The following is an 18,672-nucleotide window of genomic DNA, read 5'->3' as shown; positions in this document are numbered from 1 at the left end:
GAGGCCGGTCGTATTTGACCAGAAGACCTGCCCAGTGCGGCATTCCGGCGACACCCGTTTCGTGACGCGCGCAAACATTCTGATCACACGATGCAAAAGCGGTGCTTTCGCATAGGCTTACAGGGAACAGCACACGTTTTTCGATAGTTGCCCGGTTCACACAGGCGGCAGGTCACCCGTTGCCTCAGGGGCTCACCAGGGTCTGAAGGTCGAAGATCGGCAGCAGAACCGACAGGACGATCACCAGAACCATTCCCCCCACCAGCATCATTAGCGCCGGCTCCATCAGCGATGCCAGCCGCTTTCGCTGGGTCGACAGGCCGTTTTCCACCAACGCCGCCGCCCGCCCCGTCATCCGCGCCAGCCGGGCGGATACCTCGCCCGCGCCGATCAACTGCCGTGCCACCGGCGGCACGATGCTCAGCGCCGCCAGCGCGTTCGACAGGGTCTCTCCCTCGCGGATCGCCACCGCCACCTCCTCGGCCTCGGCGCGATACCGGCTGATGGTCAGCACAGAGGCGGCGCTGTCCACCGCGATCGGCACCGTGTGCCGCGCATCCAGCACCAGCGCCAGTGTGCGCAGATATTGCACCGCCGCCCCGGTGCGGATCAGGTGGCCCACGACCGGTAACCGCAACAGCATCCCGTCGCGCCGCTCCCGCAGCGCCGGGATCCGCGCGCTGAGGCCCCCCAGCACCAGCAGCGCCAGCACCCCCGCCCCGATCAGCCACAGGTGCGCCTCGATCCAGCGCGCCGAGGCCATCATCGCCCGCGTCAGATCCGGCAGCGGACGCCCCGAGGTTTCGAACAGCGCCACGATCTCCGGCGCCACGGTCACGAACAGCACCCCCGCCACCAGCACCGACACCACCGCCACGAAGGCCGGATACACCAGCGCCGAGCCCAGCTGCGCCCGGTCGCTGCGCGCGGTTTCCAGATGGTCGGCAAGGCTTTCGAACACCGCTGACAATTCGCCCGCCGTCTCGCCCGCCTGCACGGCGGCCAGGTAATAGCGCGGGAACCCCGCCCCGCTGGCCTCCAGCGCGGTGGCAAGGCTGTCGCCCTCCAACAGCGCCGCCTGCGCGCGCGCCACCACCAGATCCAGCGCCGGGGTGCTGCCCGCCGTGCGCAGGGTGCCCAGCGCCGCATCCACCGCCATTTCGGCCCCCAGCAGCACCGCCATCTGCCGGGTGAACACCGCCTGCAGATCCCGCGTCAGCCGCGCCCGGCCCAGCCCCGGCAAGCGCCGCCCCCGCCCCCGCGCCCGCATCGTCAGTTCCGAAACATACAGCCCCTGCGACTTCAGCTGCTCAGAGGCATGCGCCTCTGTCTCGGCCACCACGGTGCCGGACTTGCGCCGCCCCTCGGCGGTATAGGCGACATAGGCATAGGGTTTCACGCGCCGTCCCCGACCACGCGCAGCGCCTCGACAAGGCTGGTTTGCCCGGTGGCCACCGCCTGCAGCGCCTGCCCGATCAGCCGTTCCTTGGGCTCCAGAGAGCTTTGCCACAGCGCGCCCTCTCCCGCGCCATAGGTGATCGCCTCGCGCAGATCCTCATCCACTTCGAGGATCTCGAAAATCCCGACCCGGCCCGCGTATCCGCTCTGATTGCAGGCGGCACAGCCCTTGGGATCATGCAGCGCCGTCGGCATCGGCAACTGCGCCCGTTCGAAATGCAGCACCTCGGCCTCATACGGCGCACGCGCCACCCGGCAGTCCGGGCACAAACGCCGCAACAGACGCTGCGCAATAACCCCGCGCAGCGTGGCGGAAATCAGAAAGTTCTCCAGCCCCAGATCGCGCAGCCGCACCACGGCGGATACCGATGAATTGGCATGCAGGGACGAAAACACCAGATGCCCGGTCAGCGCCGCCTGCGCCGCCACGCTGGCGGTCTCGCCGTCGCGGATTTCCCCCACAAGGATCACATCCGGGTCCTGCCGCAGCGTCGCCCGCAGCCCGGCGGCAAAGGTCATACCGATATCGGCGTTGATCTGGGTCTGCGAAATCCCGGTCAGGTCATATTCGATCGGATCCTCGACCGTGACGATGTTCCGCTCCTCGCGATCCGCCAGCTTCAGCAACGAATACAGCGTCGTCGTCTTGCCCGCCCCGGTCGGCCCGGTGGCAAGGATGATCCCGTTCGGCGTGGCGGCCAGCCGCTCCAGCCGCGCGATCTGCCGGCTGTCCAGACCCAGCGCCTCCAGCGGCATCAGCCCCGCCGCCCGGTCAAGGATCCGCAGCACGATCCGCTCGCCATAATTGCCGGGCAGCGAACTCACCCGCGTGTCGATCATCCGCCCGCCCAGCCGCAGCGGAATCCGCCCGTCCTGCGGCAGCCGCGTTTCCGCGATGTCCAACCCCGCCATGACCTTCAGCCGTGACACCACCCGTTTTACCGGCACATCGGGCCGGTCCATCACCGTCTGCAGGAAACCGTCAATCCGCATCCGCGCGCGCAATCCACCCTCATGCGGTTCGATATGCAGGTCCGACGCCCCGTCCAGCACCGCCTGTCGCAGCAACTGGTTCACCAGCTGGATCACCGGCGCCTCCGTGGCCTCCTCCAACAGGTCACGCCCGCGCCGTGCGCCCGCGTCCTCCTGCAGTTCAAAGGTCAGCCCCTCCCCCTCGGCCTTGTCGCCCTTGTGATAGAGCCGCGCCAGCACCGCCTCGAACCCGGCGGCATCGGTGGCGTGCAGGGGCGCCGACAGGCCCACCCGCCGCTGCGCCTCGCGCAGGCCGGTCACCGTCGCCCCGGGCCCGGCCACCACCGTGCCGCCATCCAGCGCAACGCCGTGATCGCGGGCAAAGGCATAGGGCAGCGTCAGCTGCGGGTCCGGCGTTGTCAGCAACAGGGGCTCCTCTGGCGTCTTTGGCATCCGGCACTCCGGCCTGCACGGGCTGTGCCCGCCCTTTGTGCCCCCAAGACCACGCGCGCTGCAACGCTCTTTCCCAACCTGCCACAATACTTGACAAATTCGGGACACACCGCACCAATGCCCACGGGGAATGGGGCACTACAAGAGCATGACAGACGGAACCGGACAGGACGGGCCGAAACCGGAATACCCGGATCGGGACCAGATTGCCGCCTATGGCGCGCTGTCCTTTCTCTACATGCGCGCGCCCAAATATGACCGGCTCGCCTTCTCCGACATGCGCCTGCTGATCCAGCCGCCCATCGACCTGCGCTTCCATTTCATCCGCCATATCGACGGCGTGCCGCGCGCCGCCATCACATGGGCCTTCCTCTCGGCAGAGGCAGAGGCAAAACTGCTGTCCGGGCAGATGATTGCCCCGCGCGACTGGGCCTCTGGCAACCGCGCATGGATCATGGAGGTGATTGCTCCCTACCCCGGATCGAACCTTGGCGCGGGGCTGACGCGGACCTTCCTCAAGGCGCTTGGCCCGGACCATGGGACCGCCCGCTTTCCCCGGTTCGGCGCGCCCGGCGTGCTGAAACACGTCACCGAATTCCGCCGCGACGGCCCGGACAGGTGGAACAGCCACCGCATCCCGGCCCGCGACCTTACCCCGATTTCATAAGGAGCAGAAAACATGGGCATTTCCGGTGTCATGCAACTCACCAACCCGTCGACCGCGCCCACCAGCACGACGCAGGAAAACGTCGGCAGCGGCGTCGAAACCAGCGACACCTACACCTTCGCTGTGGATTTCAACGCGGTTGGAGAGACCTTTGTCCTGACCGGAGATTTCGAATTCGTGGATGGCAGTGCCGACCAGGGTTACGGCTTTTTCCCGGCGGCCAGCTTTCCGGGCACCTTTGCCCTGAACACCTCTGACGGCACTTTCACTTATACCGTCACCGCGGCACAGGTCTCGGCCAGCGGTGGCACCAGCCACTCCGGAAATGTTCAGGGCAACAGCACCTTCGGCAGCAACGATCTCGATACGCTGAACTTCAACTTCACCCTCTGTTTCGCCGCAGGCACCGGCATCGCCACGCCCGATGGCGAACGCCCGGTAGAGGATCTGGCGATCGGCGACCTCGTGACCACCTCCGACGGGGCCAGCGTACCGGTGAAATGGATCGGCCGCACCTCGATCAGCCCGATGTTCAAACCGGCGGACCGGCTGGAACCCGTGCGCATCCGCGCCGGGGCCTTTGGCGCGGGTGTGCCGCACCGCGATCTGATCGTGACCGCCGATCACGGCATGGTGCTGGACGGCACGGTCATTACCGCAGGCGCGCTGGTGAACGGCACCACCATCACCTGGGTCGACTGGCGCCGCTTTGGCCAGACCATCGCCTATTACCACGTCGAGACAGAGGCCCACGACGTGATCCTCGCCAATGGCGCCCCGGCAGAGACCTATATCGATTACGTGGCGCGCAGCAGCTTTGACAATCACGCCGAGTATCTCGCGCTCTACGGCGCGGAAACCACGATTGCCGAAATGCCCCTGCCCCGGATCAGCGCGGCCCGGCTGGTGCCTTCCTCTGTCCGGGAACGCCTAGCGGGGCGCGCGGCCAGCGCCGCCTGAGGGGGGCATTTCCGCGCCGGACACCCGGCGCGGAAACCCTGTGAATCCTAACAATCCGTAAATTCGTCCCTGTAACCCATTGATCCTGCATTCCCCCTAAGCTGTCCACGCGTGGACAGCCCCCGGCGGCTCACTCGGAAAACTTCAACCGGCTGGGCAGCGGCGGGTACATTTTCGTCTCCGCCGCGCGATCGATGAAGGTCGCGTCAAACGGCTGGTTCAGATCCGCCCCGTCAAAGGGCAGCGCCCCCAGCGGGGTCTGCGGAAACCTCGTGCTGTTCTCGGGCTGGATCGCCAGCGAGGCCTGCTTCGCCTCCCGCGCCAGCTCCCGCGTCAGCTTGGTCGCCTCCTTGTCCGAATTGACAATCCGCGGCCGCAAAAGCACCAGCAGAACGCGCTGGTTCTTGCTGCCCGACTTGCCCCGGAACAGCCCGCCCACAAGGGGCAGCTTGGACATGCCCGGCACCGCCTGAGAATCCGATCCAAAGCCGTTTTCCAACAGGCCGCCCAGCATGATCACGTTGCCGTCGCGGACCAGGACCGTGGTCGACAGCGCCCGCCGCGCGGTGATCTCTCCCCCCGCAGAGGAGGTCGCATTGGTCAGGTTCGACACTTCCTGCTTGATCACCATCCGGACGGTGCCATCGGCATTGATCTGCGGCATCACGTTCAGGGTCAGACCCACATCCTGCCGCTCGATCGTCTGGAACGGCTCTGACACCGCGCTGTCACCCACCTGGCTGAACTGCCCGGTGACAAAGGGCACGTTCTGCGCCACCACGATCTCCGCCTCCTGCCCGTTCAGGGTCAGGATCGACGGCGTCGACAACAGCCGCGTGCTGCGGGTCCGCGCGATGGCGGCCAAAAGGCCGGCGATCCCGGTGCCATTCTGATTGTACCGCCCGCCGATCACCCCGCCGGACCCGGCATCGGGCACGTCACTGTTCAGCACCGTGGAGACAAGGCTGGTCAGGCTGGGCCGCCCTTCCAGCGCAAATTGCACGCCGCCCACGATGGCATCGTTCAGGATCGTTCCGAACTGCACCGACAGATCGGAAAACCCATCCACCGACATCTCGAAGATCACCGCCTCGACCAACACCTGCGTCGGGCGGCGATCCAGATGGTGCACCATGGCCACGATCTCTTGCACCTTGTCCGAAGGGGCCGAGATCAACAGCGAATTGGTCCCCGGCTCGGGCACGATGCGGATATCGGACGCGCCATCGCCGCTCTGAAAGCTGCGCAGGACCACGTCAGACAGCTGCGCCGCATCGGCATAGTTGATCTGCACCACGTGGCTTTGTTGCTGCGTCTGCTGCGCATCCAGACGGCCGGACAGGATGCGCACCTGCTCTCGCAGGCTCTGCGGACCCAGCACCAAGAGGGCGTTGGACCGGGCATCGACGCTGACAGAGGCACCCTCTGGCACGATGCCCATGGACTGGACGATCTGCAGCACCTCGCGCGCGTCGGCATTGCGCAGGCGGATCATCTCGATCGGCTCGGCGCGCGGCTGGTCCAGCTCGTTGATCAGGTTCTGAATGCGTCGCAGGTTCCCTGCCCTGTCCGACAGGATCAGCATGCGCGCCTCGGGCACGGTAGAGACCACCGCCTCGGAGGGCAGCAGGGGGCGGATGACTTCGAGGATCTCGTTCACCGGCACGTGGCGGACCTGAATGACGCGGGTCACATAAAGTCCGGACCCCGCGCCGCCCGGCGAAAGCTCTCGCGCCGTATTCATCGGCACGATCCGGTCGGCGTCGGTGCCCTCGACGATGGTCAGGCGGTTGACCTCGAGCACGTTGAGAAAGATTTCGTAGAGCGCGCCCGGGTTCACATTTCCCGGGGCCAGAACGGTCACCGTCCCACGCACACCGGGGTCGATGACGTAATTGCGGCCCGTCGCCTCGGACACGATTTCGACAAAGCTGCGCAGATCCGCGTCGCGCAGATCAAGTTGCCCCTGCGCCTGACCGACCGTCGGCCATGCCGTGCCAACCAGAAACAACAGCGCCACGCACCACGCGCGGGCCAAGGCGAGCCCGCCCCAGACTTCGGATTTTCCTGCCCGCACTTGCGTGCCCTCTCGATTATTGTCCGCTTTTGGCGCGAACTTTTCCCGGCAATCTAACGGGAGCCAAGGGTTTTGTCTCCCCCCGGGTTTGTGCCGAGCAGGTCAGCGCGTGCAGGCGTTGCGCGGAAGACTCGCCTCAGGTCACTCGACAAACGCCATAAAGGCGTCGTGGCCACGATTGTCGATGCGCAGGCCGTCGGCCTCGATGGCGGTGACGACGACCCCATCGGCCAGCGTATCGCCCACCCGCAGCAGGCGGTCGCCAGTGGGATGACCGACGATGGCCCAGCGGTTGTCGCCGTCGTTGACCACGCCTTTCAGCGCGTAGCCAAGGCTGTCGACCGGGGGCGCGGGCGGCATTGGCAGGGCCTCCAGCACCGGGGCGGGCGGTTGCGGCGGCTGCGGCTCTGGCGGGGTGAAGCTGCCGAAAAGCGCGGGCCAGCGCATTGGCGGCTGCGGCTCTGGCAGCTCCAATGCAAGGGCATCCAGAGGCGCGGAGGCAGCGGCGGGCGCGGGCGGCAACGGATCCTGCCACACGCGGTAGAAACGCTCTCCCGACCAGACGGCAGCGGCAAGGGTCAGCGGTGTGAGCAGCCAGGCCAGCCAGCGCATGTTATGGGCCTCCGATTGGGGTGGCTGTGGTTTTCGTGGACGCCGCCCCCTGCAAGGTGGTAGCATGCCACTCGATCAAGGCAAACCTTGGCGATGATGAGGACAGAGCAGATGGCACCGAAACGGGTGATCGCGGCGCTTGTGGCGCTGACATTGGTATTGCCGCTGGCTGCCTGCAGCACGGCGTCTGGCAACGCAACGGGATTTCGCAAGAACTATGCCGTGGCGCGGACGGCGCTGGAGGGCGGCGAGTACGCCAAGGCGACCCGTGAGTACAAGGGATTGATGGAAAGCGCGGGGCCGTTCCTGCCGCGCATCCAGCTGGAATATGCCCACAGCCTACTGCGGGCCGGGGATTATGCCGGGGCGGCGCGCATTGCCGAGGGCATGGCCCCGTCCGAGCCGGGCGCGGGTGGTGCGGCGGCGCTGGCGGTGGCGGCTACGGCGCGGCATGAGCTGGGCAAGGCGGCGCTGGCGCAGGGGGACAAGGCGGGCGGCAAGGCCCATCTGACCCGCGCGGCGGCGGCGATGGGGGAGGTTCTGGAAGGTCACCCCGATCTTGATCCGCTGGGCGCTCTGGCGGGCCGAAAGGCCAGCATCGAGGCGCGGCTGAAGGCCCTGTGATCTGATCCTCCCGAAGAGGTGTCCACGCGTGGACAGCTTAGGGGGAATGCAGAATCAAGAGGTTACAGCGTCGAATTTACGCTTTGTTCAGGAACGCGGTCTTTTTGGCTGCGACCCAAGCCCCAGAAATCCGGCACAGTCAGGCGATGTCAGCGGCCGTGATCAGGCCTGCCGCGACCGCGCCGTCCAGCAGGCTGGGCGCGATCAGGTGGCCCAGCGCGCACAGCGCCTCGCTGGGTTCGATCAGGTCGGGCACCTGCACCGTGACCGCACCGGAGGCGATGGCCGCGCGGGTGCCGGTCTCACTGTCCTCGAAGGCGATACAGGCGGAGGCCGTGGCGCCAAGGAGCGCGGCCAGCCGGTGATAGGGCTGCGGATCGGGCTTGGGCAGGTCGACGCGATCCCCGCCCACCACATGGCGCAGGAACGGCAGCAGCCCGGCACGGTCCAGATGATGGCGGGCGCGGTCTGTCCGGGTAGAAGTGGCGACGCCGACGGGCAGCCCCCGCGCGTGCAGCAGGCGCAAAAGGTCGGCGGCCCCGGGCCGGAGGGGGATGCCTGTGTTCAGGCGGGCCGTCATGCGGCGGTCCCATTCGGCGGCAAAGGCATCGTAATCCGCCTGCCCCTGCAGGCTGTCGAGGATGATCGGACGTGTCATTTCCTGACGCAGGCCCACGCATTTCATGAAGAATTCCACCCCGTCCGGCAGGCCAAAGGTGCGGCGCGCGTCTAGGAAGGCGTCGAGACAGACCTGTTCCGTGTCCAGAAGCAGCCCGTCCATGTCGAACATCACCGCTGCGAATTCTGCCATCTTGCCTGCCCCTTGGTCCCCGCTGGTCGCGCGACCTATCGCAGCTCCGGCGCGGCGGTGCTAGCCCTCTGGCATCAGTTCGAAACGGGCGTTCACAAGGCCCGGTTCCGGCCCCTTTTCGATGCGAAACCCGGCGAACCCGTAGCCCCAGACCGGCTGCACCTGTGTCAGCCATGCGATCAGGCGATCAAAGCTGACCGCCTCCAGCCGCATCTCTATCCCGTCGCCGCGAAAGGCAGAGAGGGTTTCGACGCTGTCGCTGAGCCCGGCCTGTGCCAGACTGCGCTGCACCGCCGCCAAACCGATGGGTGCTGCGGGACCGGGGCCGGAGGCGGCGCGCAAAAGCGCGGCCTCTTCGGAGCGGGCGGCGACCCATGTTTCCAGCGCCCGCGCCTCTGCCAGTGCGGCCTCTGCCGCCGCGCGGCGGTCGGCGAGCGGCCAGAGAAGACCCGCCGCCAGACCGGCGAGCAGCACAAGCGCCATGAGCAGCAGCAGCGCCCGTTCGCGCCCCGTGAGGCGCAGCAGCTGTTCCACCATGAAGCCGGTCATCCGCCCTGCTCCGGCAATGTCACCGACAGTTCGGCGCGCACGCCGTCCCCGGCGGTTTCGGAGAGGCGGGCCTCATTCACGGTGACGCGCAGCGCCTCTGCCCCCAGCGCATCGACCAGTGCATCGACGGCGGCGAAGTCCGGCAGGATCAGCACCAGACGCAGGCCGGTTGCGGGCTCCCATGTCACATTTTGCGGGGCGGCCCCGGCGGCGGCGATAACCGGCGCGGCGCTGGCAAAGAGATCCAGCGGAGAGAGGGTATCAGAGGCGGCGCGCAGGTTGGCGCGGCTGTCGGCAAGGGCGCGGGCGACCTGCACCCGCGTGTCGAGGATCGGGCCGGAGGGCACGAAGTTGTCGCGCACCTGTTCCAGCGTGCGGGCGGTGATGGCGGCGGTTTCCTGTTCGGCGGCGCGGATCACGGTCAGTTGCGCGGCGGCCCAAAGCCCGGCGGCCACGGCACCGATCAGAACCGGCCAGCGCCATGCGCCAACCTGTCGGCGCAACCGGCTGCGCGCGGCCTGCGGATCGGCGCGCAGGTCCAACGCCAGTTCCCCGTGGCCAAAGGCGGTCAGCCCCTTGGCAGCCTTGGCGTCGACGGTGACGGGGATGCCGGCCTCTGCCATCTGCGCCTCGAACGCGGGCAGCGGCGGGCCGAAACGCAGGATAGTATCGGGGCGCTGATCCGTCTCCAGCAGGCGGGCGGCCTGCAGACAAAGCGCGGGTTCCGTGGTCGAGGCGCCATCGGAGCGGCCAAAGCGGACCCGCACGCGCCCGTCCTCATGCGCGATGGTCCAGCCCCTGTCCGAAACGGGCAGCGCAAGGTAATCGGGCAGCACCGCCTGACAGCGCCGCGCGGCCTGTCCGCGCCATGTGGCCAGTTGCCCGGCCTCTGTCACCATGACCCGGTCCCAGCGGTCCTCCTGCCCCTTCAGGGCGACGGGGCGCATTTGCAGGGTGTCGGCCTGCGCGCCCATCAGATCGGTCAGTTGGCGTTGCGCGACCCGTTCGCGGGCGACGCCCCGGACACCGGGCGGCAGGTCCAGCGGCAGGATCGGCACGGTTTCCCCCGGCACCAGCGCCACGTGACGGCGGCGCAGCCGTTTGCCGCCCGTCAGGGGCGTGGTCGGCAGTTCCGGCGCGGGGGGCGGCGGTGCCTCTGGCAAGGGGCTTTGGTCAGTCATCGGGCAGACGATAGTCGACCAGCACCCCGACGGGAAGCGGGTGCCGCGCCAGAACCGTGCGGCGCGACAGCACCCGCCCGTCCAGTTCCGCCGTGCCGCGGGCAAGGAACCAGCCGCTGCCGATCGACAGGCGCACATCGTCGACCTCTGCCGCGGCGGCGGGCGGCAGATCCAGCAGGAAGGCGTCTATGGATGGATAGGGTCTGGATTTGCGGCGTCCGGTCAGGGTCCGGGCCTGCGACAGGCTGAGGTTCGGGATCCACGCCGACAGCAGGTTCGCGGGCGCGGTGTTGATGTTCAGCGTGGTGTCGCTGGGCAGGGCGGCGATCAGCGGCGCAAGGCGGGCAAACTGATCCGCCGTCAGGCCGGGAATGGCGCGCAATTGCCGGGGGTCCAGCACCGGCCCGCCCCTTGGGCGGATGGTGGTATAGCCGTCGGCATCGGCGGGGCCGCCGGGGGACAGGAACCCGCTGATGGCGGGGCCAAGGCTGACCGGCAGGCCATTGGCGCGCAAGAGAGTCTGGAACGCCTGTTGCGCGTGCAGGTCGTCCGGCACCGCCAGCCAGTTGACGTTGAAGCGGCCCTGCAGGTCCGCGATGGTGCCGCTGACCTCTCCCCGGTCGAGGCTGGCGGCGCGCAGGGGCTGCGCCCAGCGTTCGCCCCGATGGTCGGCCCCGCCCACCGGATCGGCCTGCAGCACGGTGACGGCAAGGGCGTCGAAGGCGTCCAGGTAGGCCTCTGCCTGCGCGGCGGATTGCCAGGCCGCCTGGCGCGCGGTGCTCATCTCTGCCCGCGCCAGCAGCAGGGCGGCGGCGGCGGCCAGCGCGCCCACCAGCACCAGCGCGTTGACAAGGACAAAGCCGCGCTCAGCGCTCATTGCATGGCCTCCATGATGCGGATGTCGCCAAGGTCTTCGACGGTGAGGGTGATTTCGATGGCAAGGGGCAGGAGGTCCGAATACTGGTTGGCCAGCAGGGCAAAGGCGGTGTCGCCGTCCGTGGCCCCGGGGGCAGAGCCGGGCGGGCGCAGGTCGATGCCGGTGCCCTCGACCCAGCCGAAACCGGGCCAGAAGCTGCGCAGGCGCAGGGCCTCGACGCCGGTCATCAGGCGGCGTTCGGCGCTGCGCTGATCGGCACGGGCGGGCGAGGTGGCGGGCCATGAGCGGCGCATCAGCCGGCCAGTGGCGCGGTCCAGCCGCCATTCGGCGCGCTGGAACGGCTCTGCCGAGGGATCGCCGGGAAGGGCCGTGACCGACAGGTGCACGCGCCCCTGTGTCGGGTCGTGGTGGAGGGCGGATTGCGGCGGGCCGCCGGGGGCGTGGAACAGCATCGGCGCAAGCCGGTCGAGATCGGAGCGCAGCAGCGCCAGCGTCAGTGCAAGGTCGCGGTCGCGGCTGTCACGCTCTGTCAGGGCGTCGCGGGTGCGGATGGTGCCGGTCAGGGTCTGGGTGCCCATGACGGCGACCAGCGCAAAAAGCGCCATGGCGACCACCAGTTCGATCAGCGACAGGCCGCGCGTGGTCATCGCGGCACCTGTGGCGGCAGGATCACCACCAGCGAGGCGCCCGGACCATCGGTGCTGCGCACGGTGATATCGGCGCGGGTCAGCCCGGCGGCGGTGGTGCGGCGGCGGGTGTCGATCCGGAACCGGTAGGGGCCAAGGGTGACGGCGCCGGGAGGCGGGCCCGCGTCGGGCAGGCGCAGCGCCTCGGCGTGGTTTTCGGCGGCCAGTTGCGCCAGCAGGCGCGGCGTGGCCCCGCCAAGGCTGTGACGAGCCTGTCCCGTGGCGTTCAGCGTGGCCAGCGTGCCCAGCGCAAGGATCGCCACCGCGACGACCAGTTCCAGCAGGGTCAGGCCCCGTGTGGCGCGCTTTAGTCTGCGTCGCATGTCAGTTCCGCATAGCCATCGGTCGCGCAGCGCCGGATGGTGTCGCCCTTGCTGAAGACCACGGAAAACCCGCTGCTGCGGGCGTCGGGATAGAGGATGATGTCCGGGCTGCCGGGCGGCCTGGCGCCGATGAGGGCCACGGAGGCGCGGCTGCGCCAGTCATAAAGCCGGGCCGGATCGCCCCAGCCCGACGGCCCACGGCGGGACAGCGACAGGACCGTGGCGGTGACGGTCAAGCCGCGCTGTTCGCGGCCCATGACGGCAAGGGCGAGGTTCTGGTCATAGGCGCGGCGAAAGCGGTCCATGTCCCGGTCCGGGGCGGAGAGGCCGCCGCCGGTCGAGAGGCCGACCCCCACGGCCAGCACCGCAAGGACGGCAACGGACACCATGACCTCGAGCAGGGAAAACCCCGCGTCGGATGGGGGTGTCAGTTCTGTGTCCACGAACCGATGTCCGCATCGGCCCCGGAGCCGCCCGGCACGCCGTCCGCCCCATAGCTGAAGACGTCGAAATCGCCGTGCACGCCCGGTTGCAGGTATTGATAGGGACGGCCCCACGGATCCTGCGGCACCCGGTCCATGTAGCCGCCCGAGGCCCAGTTTTCCGGCACCGGATCGGTCGCGGGCCTGCTCACCAGTGCCTGCAGACCCTGATCGGTGGTGGGATAGCGGAAATTGTCCAGCCGGTAGAGGCTGACCGCCGCCTGAATCGCCGCGATGTCCGATTGCGCGCGGGCGGCGCGGGCCTGATCGGGGCGGTCGATGACACGCGGCACGATGACCAGCGCGAGGATCGACAGAATGACCACCACAACCATGAGTTCGAGCAGGGAAAACCCGGCGTCGGCGGGGCGGCGCGGCGTGGCCATCTGATCCTGTGTCATTTCTATCCTGCATGGCCTCTTGACGTTCGCGGGCGACCTTAGCCAAGAAGCCCGGGGCAGACAATCGCCGCCCGACTGCGCGCGCCGCAAACGGAGGACAGGCTATCCCACTGATATACGGACCTTTTCTCCTGCTGATTGCACCGGCCATGGGATCATTTCTAGGTGTGCTTGTGGATCGGCTGCCGCGTGGTGAGGACGTTGTGAGCGCCCCGTCCCGCTGCCGAAGCTGCGGCACCCGCCTTGGCCCGAGAGACTTGCTGCCGCTGATTTCCTACCCTTTGCAGCGCGGACGGTGCCGCCATTGCGGCGCGGCGCTGCCCGGTTGGCTATGGCTGATGGAGATCGCGGCGACGGGGCTGGCGGGGCTGGCCCTGCTGCAGGGCGGAGAGGTCTGGCAGGTCTACAGTTCGGCGGCGGTGCTGTGGCTGTTGCTGGCGCTGGGGGTCTCTGACCGCTTGTGGTTCCGGCTGCCCGATGCGCTGACCGCCGCGCTGGCGGCGCTGTGTCTGGGCGCGGCACTGGCCAATGGCGTCTTTCTTTATGCGCTGGGGGGCGCCTTGATCGGCGCGGGTGTCTTTCTGGTGCTGCGGATCGGCTATCGCGCGCTGCGCGGACGTGAGGGGCTGGGCCTTGGCGACGTCAAGCTGATGGCGGGCCTGGGCGCGCTGACCGGGCCGCATGACCTGCCCCTGCTGGTGCTGATCGCCGCCGTGGGCGCGTTGGGCGTGACGCTGATCACCGGGCGCGGACTGCGCCGCGACCTTGCCCTGCCTTTTGGCACCGCGCTGGCGGCGGCGGGGGGCGTGATGTGGCTGTTTGGGAAAACCTTACTGTAGGGCAGTTCCCGCTCGCACATTGCGGCAGGATCGTTAGGATCGCCCCGCGCCGCCCCGGCCCCCTGAACGCAAACCGGATCCGATATGACCAAGCTGAGCCTGACGCTGACCCTTTGCTGCCTTGCCCTGCCCCCGATGGTGGTGGCGCAGGATGCGCCTGCGCCCACGGCAGAGGCCCCTGCCCTGCCGGACATGGCCGAGATCGAACAGGCCTGGGCGCGCAATGATTTCGTCACCGTGCGCAACGGGCTGAAGGCGCTGGCCGAGGAAACCGGCGATGCGCTGGCGCAGTACCGCTATGGCCGCGTGCTGATCGAGGGGCGCGGCGGGCCGGTGGACCCGGCGGGCGCGGTGGATTGGCTGGACAAGGCGGTGGCGCAAAACCATGCCGAGGCGGCGACATTGCTGGCGCGCATCTACCTGAGCGACGTGCCGAACGGCCCGGCGCGGGATGCGGCCAAGGCGGCGGAACTGCTGACCAAGGCGGCGACGCGGGGCGACGCCGCTGCCCAGTATCTGCTGGGGCTGCTCTACCGCGCGGGCGAAGGCGTGGAACAGGACGGACAGGCGGCGTTCAACTGGCTGCTGGCCGCCGCCGAACAGAGACACACGGAGGCGCAGAAGGCGCTGGCGCAGGGGTTCCTGTCCGGTCCGCAGGAGGTCCGCAACGTGGCCGAGGGCGAACGCTGGATGCGGGCGGCGGCGTCGGAGGGCGATCCGGAGGCGCAGTTGCGACTGGCCATGCTGCTGGACGATCCGGAGAGCGGCGTGACCAACCGGGTCGAGGCGCTGGACTGGTTCCGGCGGGCGGCGGAACTGGGTCATCCGCTGGCGCAGCGGATGCTGGGCACGCGCTATTTGCAGGGCGACGGCGTGGCCGCCGACCCGCAGGAGGCGTTTCGCTGGCTGACCAGCGCCGCCGAGGCCGGGGATGCGGGCGCGATGACGAACCTTGGGTTCGCCTTTGCCTCTGGCACCGGGACGGCACAGGATTATGCGCAGGCCGCGCGCTGGTACAACAGGGCGTCCGAGCTGGGGCTGGGCCGTGCGATGGTGGCGCTGGGACAGCTGGTCGAGAACGGTGCGGGCGTCGAGGCGGATTTCGAGGCGGCGCTGGCGCTGTACCTGCGCGCGCTGGACACCGATGACGCGCGGCTGGCGCGGCTGGAAATGGCGCGGCTGGCCATCGCGGACAAGCTGGACGGGCATATCGCGCCGCAGAGGGCCGTGCCCTGGGTTCTGGCGGCGGCAAAGGCCGGGCGTGAGGGGGCCGAGGACTGGCTGCAGGCGCGGGCCGATGGTGGCGATGGGCGCGCGCAGTCGGCGCTGGGGCGCTTCCTGCTGGATGCCGCGCCCGACCGCGCGGAAGAGGGGCTGACGCTGATCCGGGCGGCGGCGGAGGGCGGTGACGGGCTGGCGCAATTCGCGCTGGCAGAGGTGCTGACGCGGGGCGATCACGGCGACGGGCCGGCGTATGTCGAGGCGCACAAGTGGTACAACGTGGCGGCAACGCTGGGCCATCCCGAGGCGGCGGAGCGGCGCGAGGTATTGGGCAACCTGATGACGCCCGAGCAACTGGCGGCCGCACAGGAGGCGGCGCGCGACTGGTTCGAGGCCGATGCCCTGCGCACGCCGGTGCTGGGGGGCAACTGAGGATGCGGCTGCCGGGTCTTGCGCTGATCCTGATGCTGGCCGCGGCGCCGCTGGCGGCGCAGGTGGGGCCCTTGGCGCAGCTGACGGCGGCCGCAGAACAGGGCGATCTGGCGGCGCAGATGGATCTGGCGCGCCGCTATGCCGAGGGCGACGGCGTGGTGCAGAACTTTGCCCGCGCGGCGGCGTGGTACGGCCGGGCGGCAGAGGCAGGCAACCGGGATGCGGCGAACCGGCTGGGCCGTTTTCATCACGCAGGGCTGGGGGTTGCGCGGGACATTCCGCGCGCCATTGCCCTGCTGGAGCGCGCGGCGGAGGACGGCCAGCCCGAATATCTCTACGATCTGGCGCTAGTTCTGGAAAGCGAGGCCACGGGTGACGCCGATCTGACCCGCGCGGCAGAGCTGTATCGGCAGGCGGCGGGCGCCGGCCATCTGGACGCGGCGGTCAGCCTTGGCGTTTTGTTGCAGGACGGCCGCGGCGTGGCGCAGGATTTCAAGGCGGCAGAGGAGTTGTATCGCGCCGCAGCGGAAAAGGGCCATGCCCGGGCGCAGAACAACCTTGGACTGCTTTACGTGCGCGGGGACGGTCTGGCACAGGATTACGAACAGGCGGCGCAATTGTTCAAGGCGGCCGCGGCGCAGGGTCTGAAAGAGGCCTTGGGCAATCTGGGCGTCTTGTATGAGAACGGGTTCGGCGTGCCGCAGAATGACGAACTGGCGTCCTTCTACTACCGCGAGGCCGGTCAGGGCGCATCGGCGGATGCCGACGACGGTCAGCCGATATATGACCCCCGCCTTGCCCCGCCCGCCAGTGACCCGGAGGCGCTGAAGCTGCTGACGCGGGCGGCGCAGGCCGGCGATCCGGTGGCGGAGTTCCAACTGGCTTGGCTGATGCTGTCGGCCCCGGACGCGGATCCGCGTGGCAGGGTGACGGCGGCGGTCCTGCTTGGACGCGCGGCAGAGGCCGGGCACGGGCCGGCGATGGCGAACCTCGGCGTGCTGTATTTCCGGGGTCAGGGTGTCCCGCAGGACTATGTGCTGGGACAGATGTGGCTGGCGCTGGCTGGGTCGAGCGGTTTTGACGCCGCAACCGGGCTGAGCGCGCGGTGGACCAACCGAATGACCGCCGATCAGGTGAACGAGGCGCAGCGGCGGGCCGAATTGAAATGGGCGGACTGGCACGGGAAAGACACAACGGACTGATCGATATCCGACCGATTAGCTTGACGCATCGGAAACTAGGGGCGAATGTTTGCCCAATCCTGCTACACAACGTACTGTCGCCAAAAGGTAGAATGAGAACACCCATGCTTTCGTCCGTCAAAAGCACTTTTCTCGGCGCGGTCTGCGCCACGTTGGTCGGCAGCGGCGCGGCCTTTGCCGCCGACCCTGTCGAACAGTACAACTCGTCCGCCTTCTGGTTCATCAACTGGATCGGGTTGAGCAACGCGACACTGGATGTCGTGGCCCCCAGCGGCGAAATGCAGACGATCTTTGCCGCCTCCGGCACCCCGGTCTACGAATTGGACCGGGCAACGGCCACGGACGGCGTCTATCGCTATGAACTGTCGGCAGCGACGGACAAGCAGGTGAAGATCATCAATCCGCAGAACAATGGCCGGGGCGACAACGCGTCGGACATGGCGGCGGAATCCTTTTACATGACTGGTCAGTTTGTCGTGTCCCGTGGCGTGATCACGGTGCCGGATGAGATGATCGAAGAAGAAAACTGATACGAAGCATTCTCAGGAAGGCGCGCGAGGGACCAAAATGAAGAAACACCTTAAAATGAGCCGCGGACTGGCGGTGGCAGGCTTTGGCGCCTGCATGGCCTTTGCGTCGGCCCCCGCGACAGCGGATGTTCAGCACCTCGATGACGTCATCATCACCTTCAGCCTTTGCGTCGGCAACGACTGCGTCAACGGCGAAAGCTTTGGCTTTGACACCCTGCGCCTGAAGGAAAACAACCTGCGCATCCACTTTCAGGATACGTCAAACAGCGGCAGCTTTCCGACAAATGACTGGCGCATCGTCGCCAACGACACCTCGAACGGCGGTGCCAGCTATCTTGCGTTCGAGGATTCGACCGCGGGACGCATCCCCTTTCGGGTCGAAGCAGGCGCGCCGGTCAATGCGCTCTATGTCGAGGCAGACGGTGACGTGGGCATCAAGACTGCCAATCCGGTGGTCGACCTGCACGTGGTCGAGGGCAACACGCCCACCCTGCGTCTGGAACAGGACGGCAGCGACGGCTTTGCGCCGCAAACCTGGGATCTGGCCGGGAACGAGACGAACTTCTTTGTTCGCGACGTGACCAACGGCAGCAAACTGATGTTCCGGATCGAGCCGAACACGCCCGAGAACACCCTGTATCTGGACAGCACAGGCAATGTCGGTCTGGGAACGAATGCACCCACGGAACCGCTGCATATCCGCCGGTCCGACGCCTCGGCTGCGCTCCTGATCCAGGAGGTCAACGGTACGGCCGCCCTGCGCGCGCTGATGTCCATGGAAAACAACGGCGACGTCCTTTTCCGCATGAACAACACCGATTCCACGGATATCTGGGATTTCGCGACGGCCAAGGGCCTGAGCGCACTGGCCATCAATGCCAATGGCGGGGCATCCGAGTTCCTGCTCAGAAGCAATGGCAACCTGACCCTGCTTGGCACGATCACGACGTCGGGCAGTTGTGCGACCCCCTGCGACGCCGTTTTCGAGCCGGATTATCATATCCCGGCGATCGCCGACCGGGCCGCGATGATGTACGATCTTGGCTATCTGCCCAACGTCGGTCCGACCGCCGAAAGCGGCCAGTACGACCTGACGCAAAAGGTGCTGGGCATGTTGAACGAGCTTGAGCACGCCCATATCTACATCTCGCAGCTGAACGATCGTATCGCTGTACTGGAAGAGCGTCTCCAGACCCAGGACTAAGGCTCTTCCCTCGGTGCCGCGCCTGATGTGCGGCGCCGGCACAGGGCCCCCAGTTTCGTGACTACCAAAGCCACGCGCCACCCGACGGGGTGGCGCGTTTTTCGATTGGCG

General features: G+C 67.9%; 20 protein-coding genes. 8 read left to right on the top strand and 12 right to left on the bottom strand.

Annotation, left to right across the window (positions count from 1 at the left end; genetic code table 11):
- Positions 1–184: 184 nt before the first annotated feature.
- A complete protein-coding gene (locus tag ACTXGA_RS07630) occupies positions 185–1,399 on the bottom strand; it encodes a type II secretion system F family protein (RefSeq protein WP_443392551.1) in 1,215 nt (404 codons plus the stop codon).
- Positions 1,396–2,883, bottom strand: coding sequence for a GspE/PulE family protein (locus tag ACTXGA_RS07625; protein ID WP_443392550.1), 1,488 nt, complete (start codon positions 2,881–2,883; stop codon positions 1,396–1,398). Before ACTXGA_RS07625 ends, ACTXGA_RS07630 begins: the two co-directional genes overlap by 4 nt.
- A gap of 148 nt (positions 2,884–3,031) precedes the next feature.
- Between ACTXGA_RS07625 and ACTXGA_RS07620 the strand changes: the two genes are divergently transcribed.
- The gene (locus tag ACTXGA_RS07620; RefSeq protein ID WP_443392549.1) at positions 3,032–3,550 is read left to right on the top strand and encodes a toxin-activating lysine-acyltransferase; all 519 of its coding nucleotides are present in this window, start codon (positions 3,032–3,034) and stop codon (positions 3,548–3,550) included.
- 12 nt (positions 3,551–3,562) lie between these two features.
- Positions 3,563–4,510 carry a Hint domain-containing protein gene (locus ACTXGA_RS07615; protein ID WP_443392548.1) on the top strand — a complete coding sequence of 316 codons (948 nt, stop codon included), beginning with the start codon at positions 3,563–3,565 and terminating at the stop codon, positions 4,508–4,510.
- Between the two features lie 130 nt (positions 4,511–4,640).
- Here ACTXGA_RS07615 and ACTXGA_RS07610 read toward each other — a convergent pair whose 3' ends face one another.
- Together ACTXGA_RS07610 and ACTXGA_RS07605 are read right to left on the bottom strand one after the other, a co-directional pair.
- The gene (locus ACTXGA_RS07610; protein ID WP_443392547.1) at positions 4,641–6,587 is read right to left on the bottom strand and encodes a secretin GspD/PilQ domain-containing protein; all 1,947 of its coding nucleotides are present in this window, start codon (positions 6,585–6,587) and stop codon (positions 4,641–4,643) included.
- Positions 6,588–6,728: 141 nt separating this feature from the next.
- Positions 6,729–7,199, bottom strand: a complete 471-nt coding sequence (locus ACTXGA_RS07605; protein ID WP_443392546.1) for a type II secretion system protein N — start codon at positions 7,197–7,199, stop codon at positions 6,729–6,731.
- Positions 7,200–7,310: 111 nt separating this feature from the next.
- On the opposite strand from ACTXGA_RS07605, the gene ACTXGA_RS07600 reads away from it, so the two are divergent.
- The gene (locus ACTXGA_RS07600) at positions 7,311–7,823 is read left to right on the top strand and encodes an outer membrane protein assembly factor BamD (RefSeq protein ID WP_443392545.1); all 513 of its coding nucleotides are present in this window, start codon (positions 7,311–7,313) and stop codon (positions 7,821–7,823) included.
- 139 nt (positions 7,824–7,962) lie between these two features.
- Here the strand turns inward: ACTXGA_RS07600 and ACTXGA_RS07595 are convergent, their stop codons facing one another.
- Genes ACTXGA_RS07595 through gspG form a run of 8 tightly spaced genes read right to left on the bottom strand, consistent with a single transcriptional unit; the run spans position 7,963 to position 13,133 of the window.
- Complete coding sequence (locus ACTXGA_RS07595) at positions 7,963–8,634, bottom strand: HAD family hydrolase (RefSeq protein ID WP_443392544.1); 672 nt, start codon at positions 8,632–8,634, stop codon at positions 7,963–7,965.
- A gap of 60 nt (positions 8,635–8,694) precedes the next feature.
- Complete coding sequence (locus ACTXGA_RS07590) at positions 8,695–9,183, bottom strand: type II secretion system protein M (RefSeq protein WP_443392543.1); 489 nt, start codon at positions 9,181–9,183, stop codon at positions 8,695–8,697.
- On the bottom strand, positions 9,180–10,364 hold the full coding sequence (locus tag ACTXGA_RS07585; protein WP_443392542.1) for a type II secretion system protein L: 1,185 nt from the start codon (positions 10,362–10,364) through the stop codon (positions 9,180–9,182). The genes ACTXGA_RS07590 and ACTXGA_RS07585 overlap by 4 nt, the downstream gene beginning before the upstream one ends.
- On the bottom strand, positions 10,357–11,241 hold the full coding sequence (gspK, locus tag ACTXGA_RS07580) for a type II secretion system minor pseudopilin GspK (protein WP_443392541.1): 885 nt from the start codon (positions 11,239–11,241) through the stop codon (positions 10,357–10,359). The genes ACTXGA_RS07585 and gspK overlap by 8 nt, the downstream gene beginning before the upstream one ends.
- The gene (locus ACTXGA_RS07575) at positions 11,238–11,888 is read right to left on the bottom strand and encodes a type II secretion system protein GspJ (RefSeq protein ID WP_443392540.1); all 651 of its coding nucleotides are present in this window, start codon (positions 11,886–11,888) and stop codon (positions 11,238–11,240) included. Before ACTXGA_RS07575 ends, gspK begins: the two co-directional genes overlap by 4 nt.
- A complete protein-coding gene (locus ACTXGA_RS07570; RefSeq protein ID WP_443392539.1) occupies positions 11,885–12,250 on the bottom strand; it encodes a type IV pilus modification PilV family protein in 366 nt (121 codons plus the stop codon). The genes ACTXGA_RS07575 and ACTXGA_RS07570 overlap by 4 nt, the downstream gene beginning before the upstream one ends.
- Positions 12,235–12,693, bottom strand: a complete 459-nt coding sequence (locus tag ACTXGA_RS07565; RefSeq protein ID WP_443392538.1) for a prepilin-type N-terminal cleavage/methylation domain-containing protein — start codon at positions 12,691–12,693, stop codon at positions 12,235–12,237. The genes ACTXGA_RS07570 and ACTXGA_RS07565 overlap by 16 nt, the downstream gene beginning before the upstream one ends.
- Positions 12,678–13,133 (bottom strand): type II secretion system major pseudopilin GspG, encoded by a 456-nt coding sequence (gene gspG, locus ACTXGA_RS07560; protein ID WP_443392537.1) that lies wholly within the window; start codon positions 13,131–13,133, stop codon positions 12,678–12,680. The genes ACTXGA_RS07565 and gspG overlap by 16 nt, the downstream gene beginning before the upstream one ends.
- Positions 13,134–13,282: 149 nt before the next feature.
- Here gspG and ACTXGA_RS07555 point away from each other — a divergent pair, with 149 nt between their 5' ends.
- The 5 genes from ACTXGA_RS07555 to ACTXGA_RS07535 all read left to right on the top strand — a co-directional run bounded on the left by ACTXGA_RS07555 (position 13,283) and on the right by ACTXGA_RS07535 (position 18,561).
- Complete coding sequence (locus ACTXGA_RS07555) at positions 13,283–13,972, top strand: prepilin peptidase (protein ID WP_443392536.1); 690 nt, start codon at positions 13,283–13,285, stop codon at positions 13,970–13,972.
- Between the two features lie 84 nt (positions 13,973–14,056).
- Positions 14,057–15,625: an SEL1-like repeat protein gene (locus tag ACTXGA_RS07550; RefSeq protein ID WP_443392535.1), complete on the top strand. Its 1,569-nt coding sequence runs from the start codon at positions 14,057–14,059 to the stop codon at positions 15,623–15,625.
- 2 nt (positions 15,626–15,627) lie between these two features.
- Positions 15,628–16,827 carry an SEL1-like repeat protein gene (locus tag ACTXGA_RS07545; RefSeq protein WP_443392534.1) on the top strand — a complete coding sequence of 400 codons (1,200 nt, stop codon included), beginning with the start codon at positions 15,628–15,630 and terminating at the stop codon, positions 16,825–16,827.
- 104 nt (positions 16,828–16,931) lie between these two features.
- Positions 16,932–17,357 (top strand): hypothetical protein, encoded by a 426-nt coding sequence (locus tag ACTXGA_RS07540; protein ID WP_443392533.1) that lies wholly within the window; start codon positions 16,932–16,934, stop codon positions 17,355–17,357.
- 55 nt (positions 17,358–17,412) lie between these two features.
- Positions 17,413–18,561 (top strand): hypothetical protein, encoded by a 1,149-nt coding sequence (locus tag ACTXGA_RS07535; protein ID WP_443392532.1) that lies wholly within the window; start codon positions 17,413–17,415, stop codon positions 18,559–18,561.
- The last annotated feature ends 111 nt before the right edge of the window (positions 18,562–18,672 follow it).

The organism is Antarctobacter jejuensis (assembly GCF_052266595.1).
GTDB lineage: Bacteria > Pseudomonadota > Alphaproteobacteria > Rhodobacterales > Rhodobacteraceae > Antarctobacter > Antarctobacter jejuensis.
Note: the sequence above shows the minus strand (reverse complement) of the source record. Positions and strands in the feature narration are given on the sequence as shown.

What these genes read in the sequence shown, in the direction of transcription:
- ACTXGA_RS07625 (WP_443392550.1), bottom strand. Translation starts at nt 2,883, where the DNA reads ATGCCAAAGACGCCAGAGGAGCCCCTGTTGCTGACAACGCCGGACCCG.
- ACTXGA_RS07620 (WP_443392549.1), top strand. Translation starts at nt 3,032, where the DNA reads ATGACAGACGGAACCGGACAGGACGGGCCGAAACCGGAATACCCGGAT.
- ACTXGA_RS07615 (WP_443392548.1), top strand. Translation starts at nt 3,563, where the DNA reads ATGGGCATTTCCGGTGTCATGCAACTCACCAACCCGTCGACCGCGCCC.
- ACTXGA_RS07605 (WP_443392546.1), bottom strand. Translation starts at nt 7,199, where the DNA reads ATGCGCTGGCTGGCCTGGCTGCTCACACCGCTGACCCTTGCCGCTGCC.
- ACTXGA_RS07600 (WP_443392545.1), top strand. Translation starts at nt 7,311, where the DNA reads ATGGCACCGAAACGGGTGATCGCGGCGCTTGTGGCGCTGACATTGGTA.
- ACTXGA_RS07595 (WP_443392544.1), bottom strand. Translation starts at nt 8,634, where the DNA reads ATGGCAGAATTCGCAGCGGTGATGTTCGACATGGACGGGCTGCTTCTG.
- ACTXGA_RS07590 (WP_443392543.1), bottom strand. Translation starts at nt 9,183, where the DNA reads ATGACCGGCTTCATGGTGGAACAGCTGCTGCGCCTCACGGGGCGCGAA.
- ACTXGA_RS07585 (WP_443392542.1), bottom strand. Translation starts at nt 10,364, where the DNA reads ATGACTGACCAAAGCCCCTTGCCAGAGGCACCGCCGCCCCCCGCGCCG.
- gspK (WP_443392541.1), bottom strand. Translation starts at nt 11,241, where the DNA reads ATGAGCGCTGAGCGCGGCTTTGTCCTTGTCAACGCGCTGGTGCTGGTG.
- ACTXGA_RS07575 (WP_443392540.1), bottom strand. Translation starts at nt 11,888, where the DNA reads ATGACCACGCGCGGCCTGTCGCTGATCGAACTGGTGGTCGCCATGGCG.
- ACTXGA_RS07570 (WP_443392539.1), bottom strand. Translation starts at nt 12,250, where the DNA reads ATGCGACGCAGACTAAAGCGCGCCACACGGGGCCTGACCCTGCTGGAA.
- gspG (WP_443392537.1), bottom strand. Translation starts at nt 13,133, where the DNA reads ATGACACAGGATCAGATGGCCACGCCGCGCCGCCCCGCCGACGCCGGG.
- ACTXGA_RS07555 (WP_443392536.1), top strand. Translation starts at nt 13,283, where the DNA reads ATGGGATCATTTCTAGGTGTGCTTGTGGATCGGCTGCCGCGTGGTGAG.
- ACTXGA_RS07550 (WP_443392535.1), top strand. Translation starts at nt 14,057, where the DNA reads ATGACCAAGCTGAGCCTGACGCTGACCCTTTGCTGCCTTGCCCTGCCC.
- ACTXGA_RS07545 (WP_443392534.1), top strand. Translation starts at nt 15,628, where the DNA reads ATGCGGCTGCCGGGTCTTGCGCTGATCCTGATGCTGGCCGCGGCGCCG.
- ACTXGA_RS07540 (WP_443392533.1), top strand. Translation starts at nt 16,932, where the DNA reads ATGCTTTCGTCCGTCAAAAGCACTTTTCTCGGCGCGGTCTGCGCCACG.
- ACTXGA_RS07535 (WP_443392532.1), top strand. Translation starts at nt 17,413, where the DNA reads ATGAGCCGCGGACTGGCGGTGGCAGGCTTTGGCGCCTGCATGGCCTTT.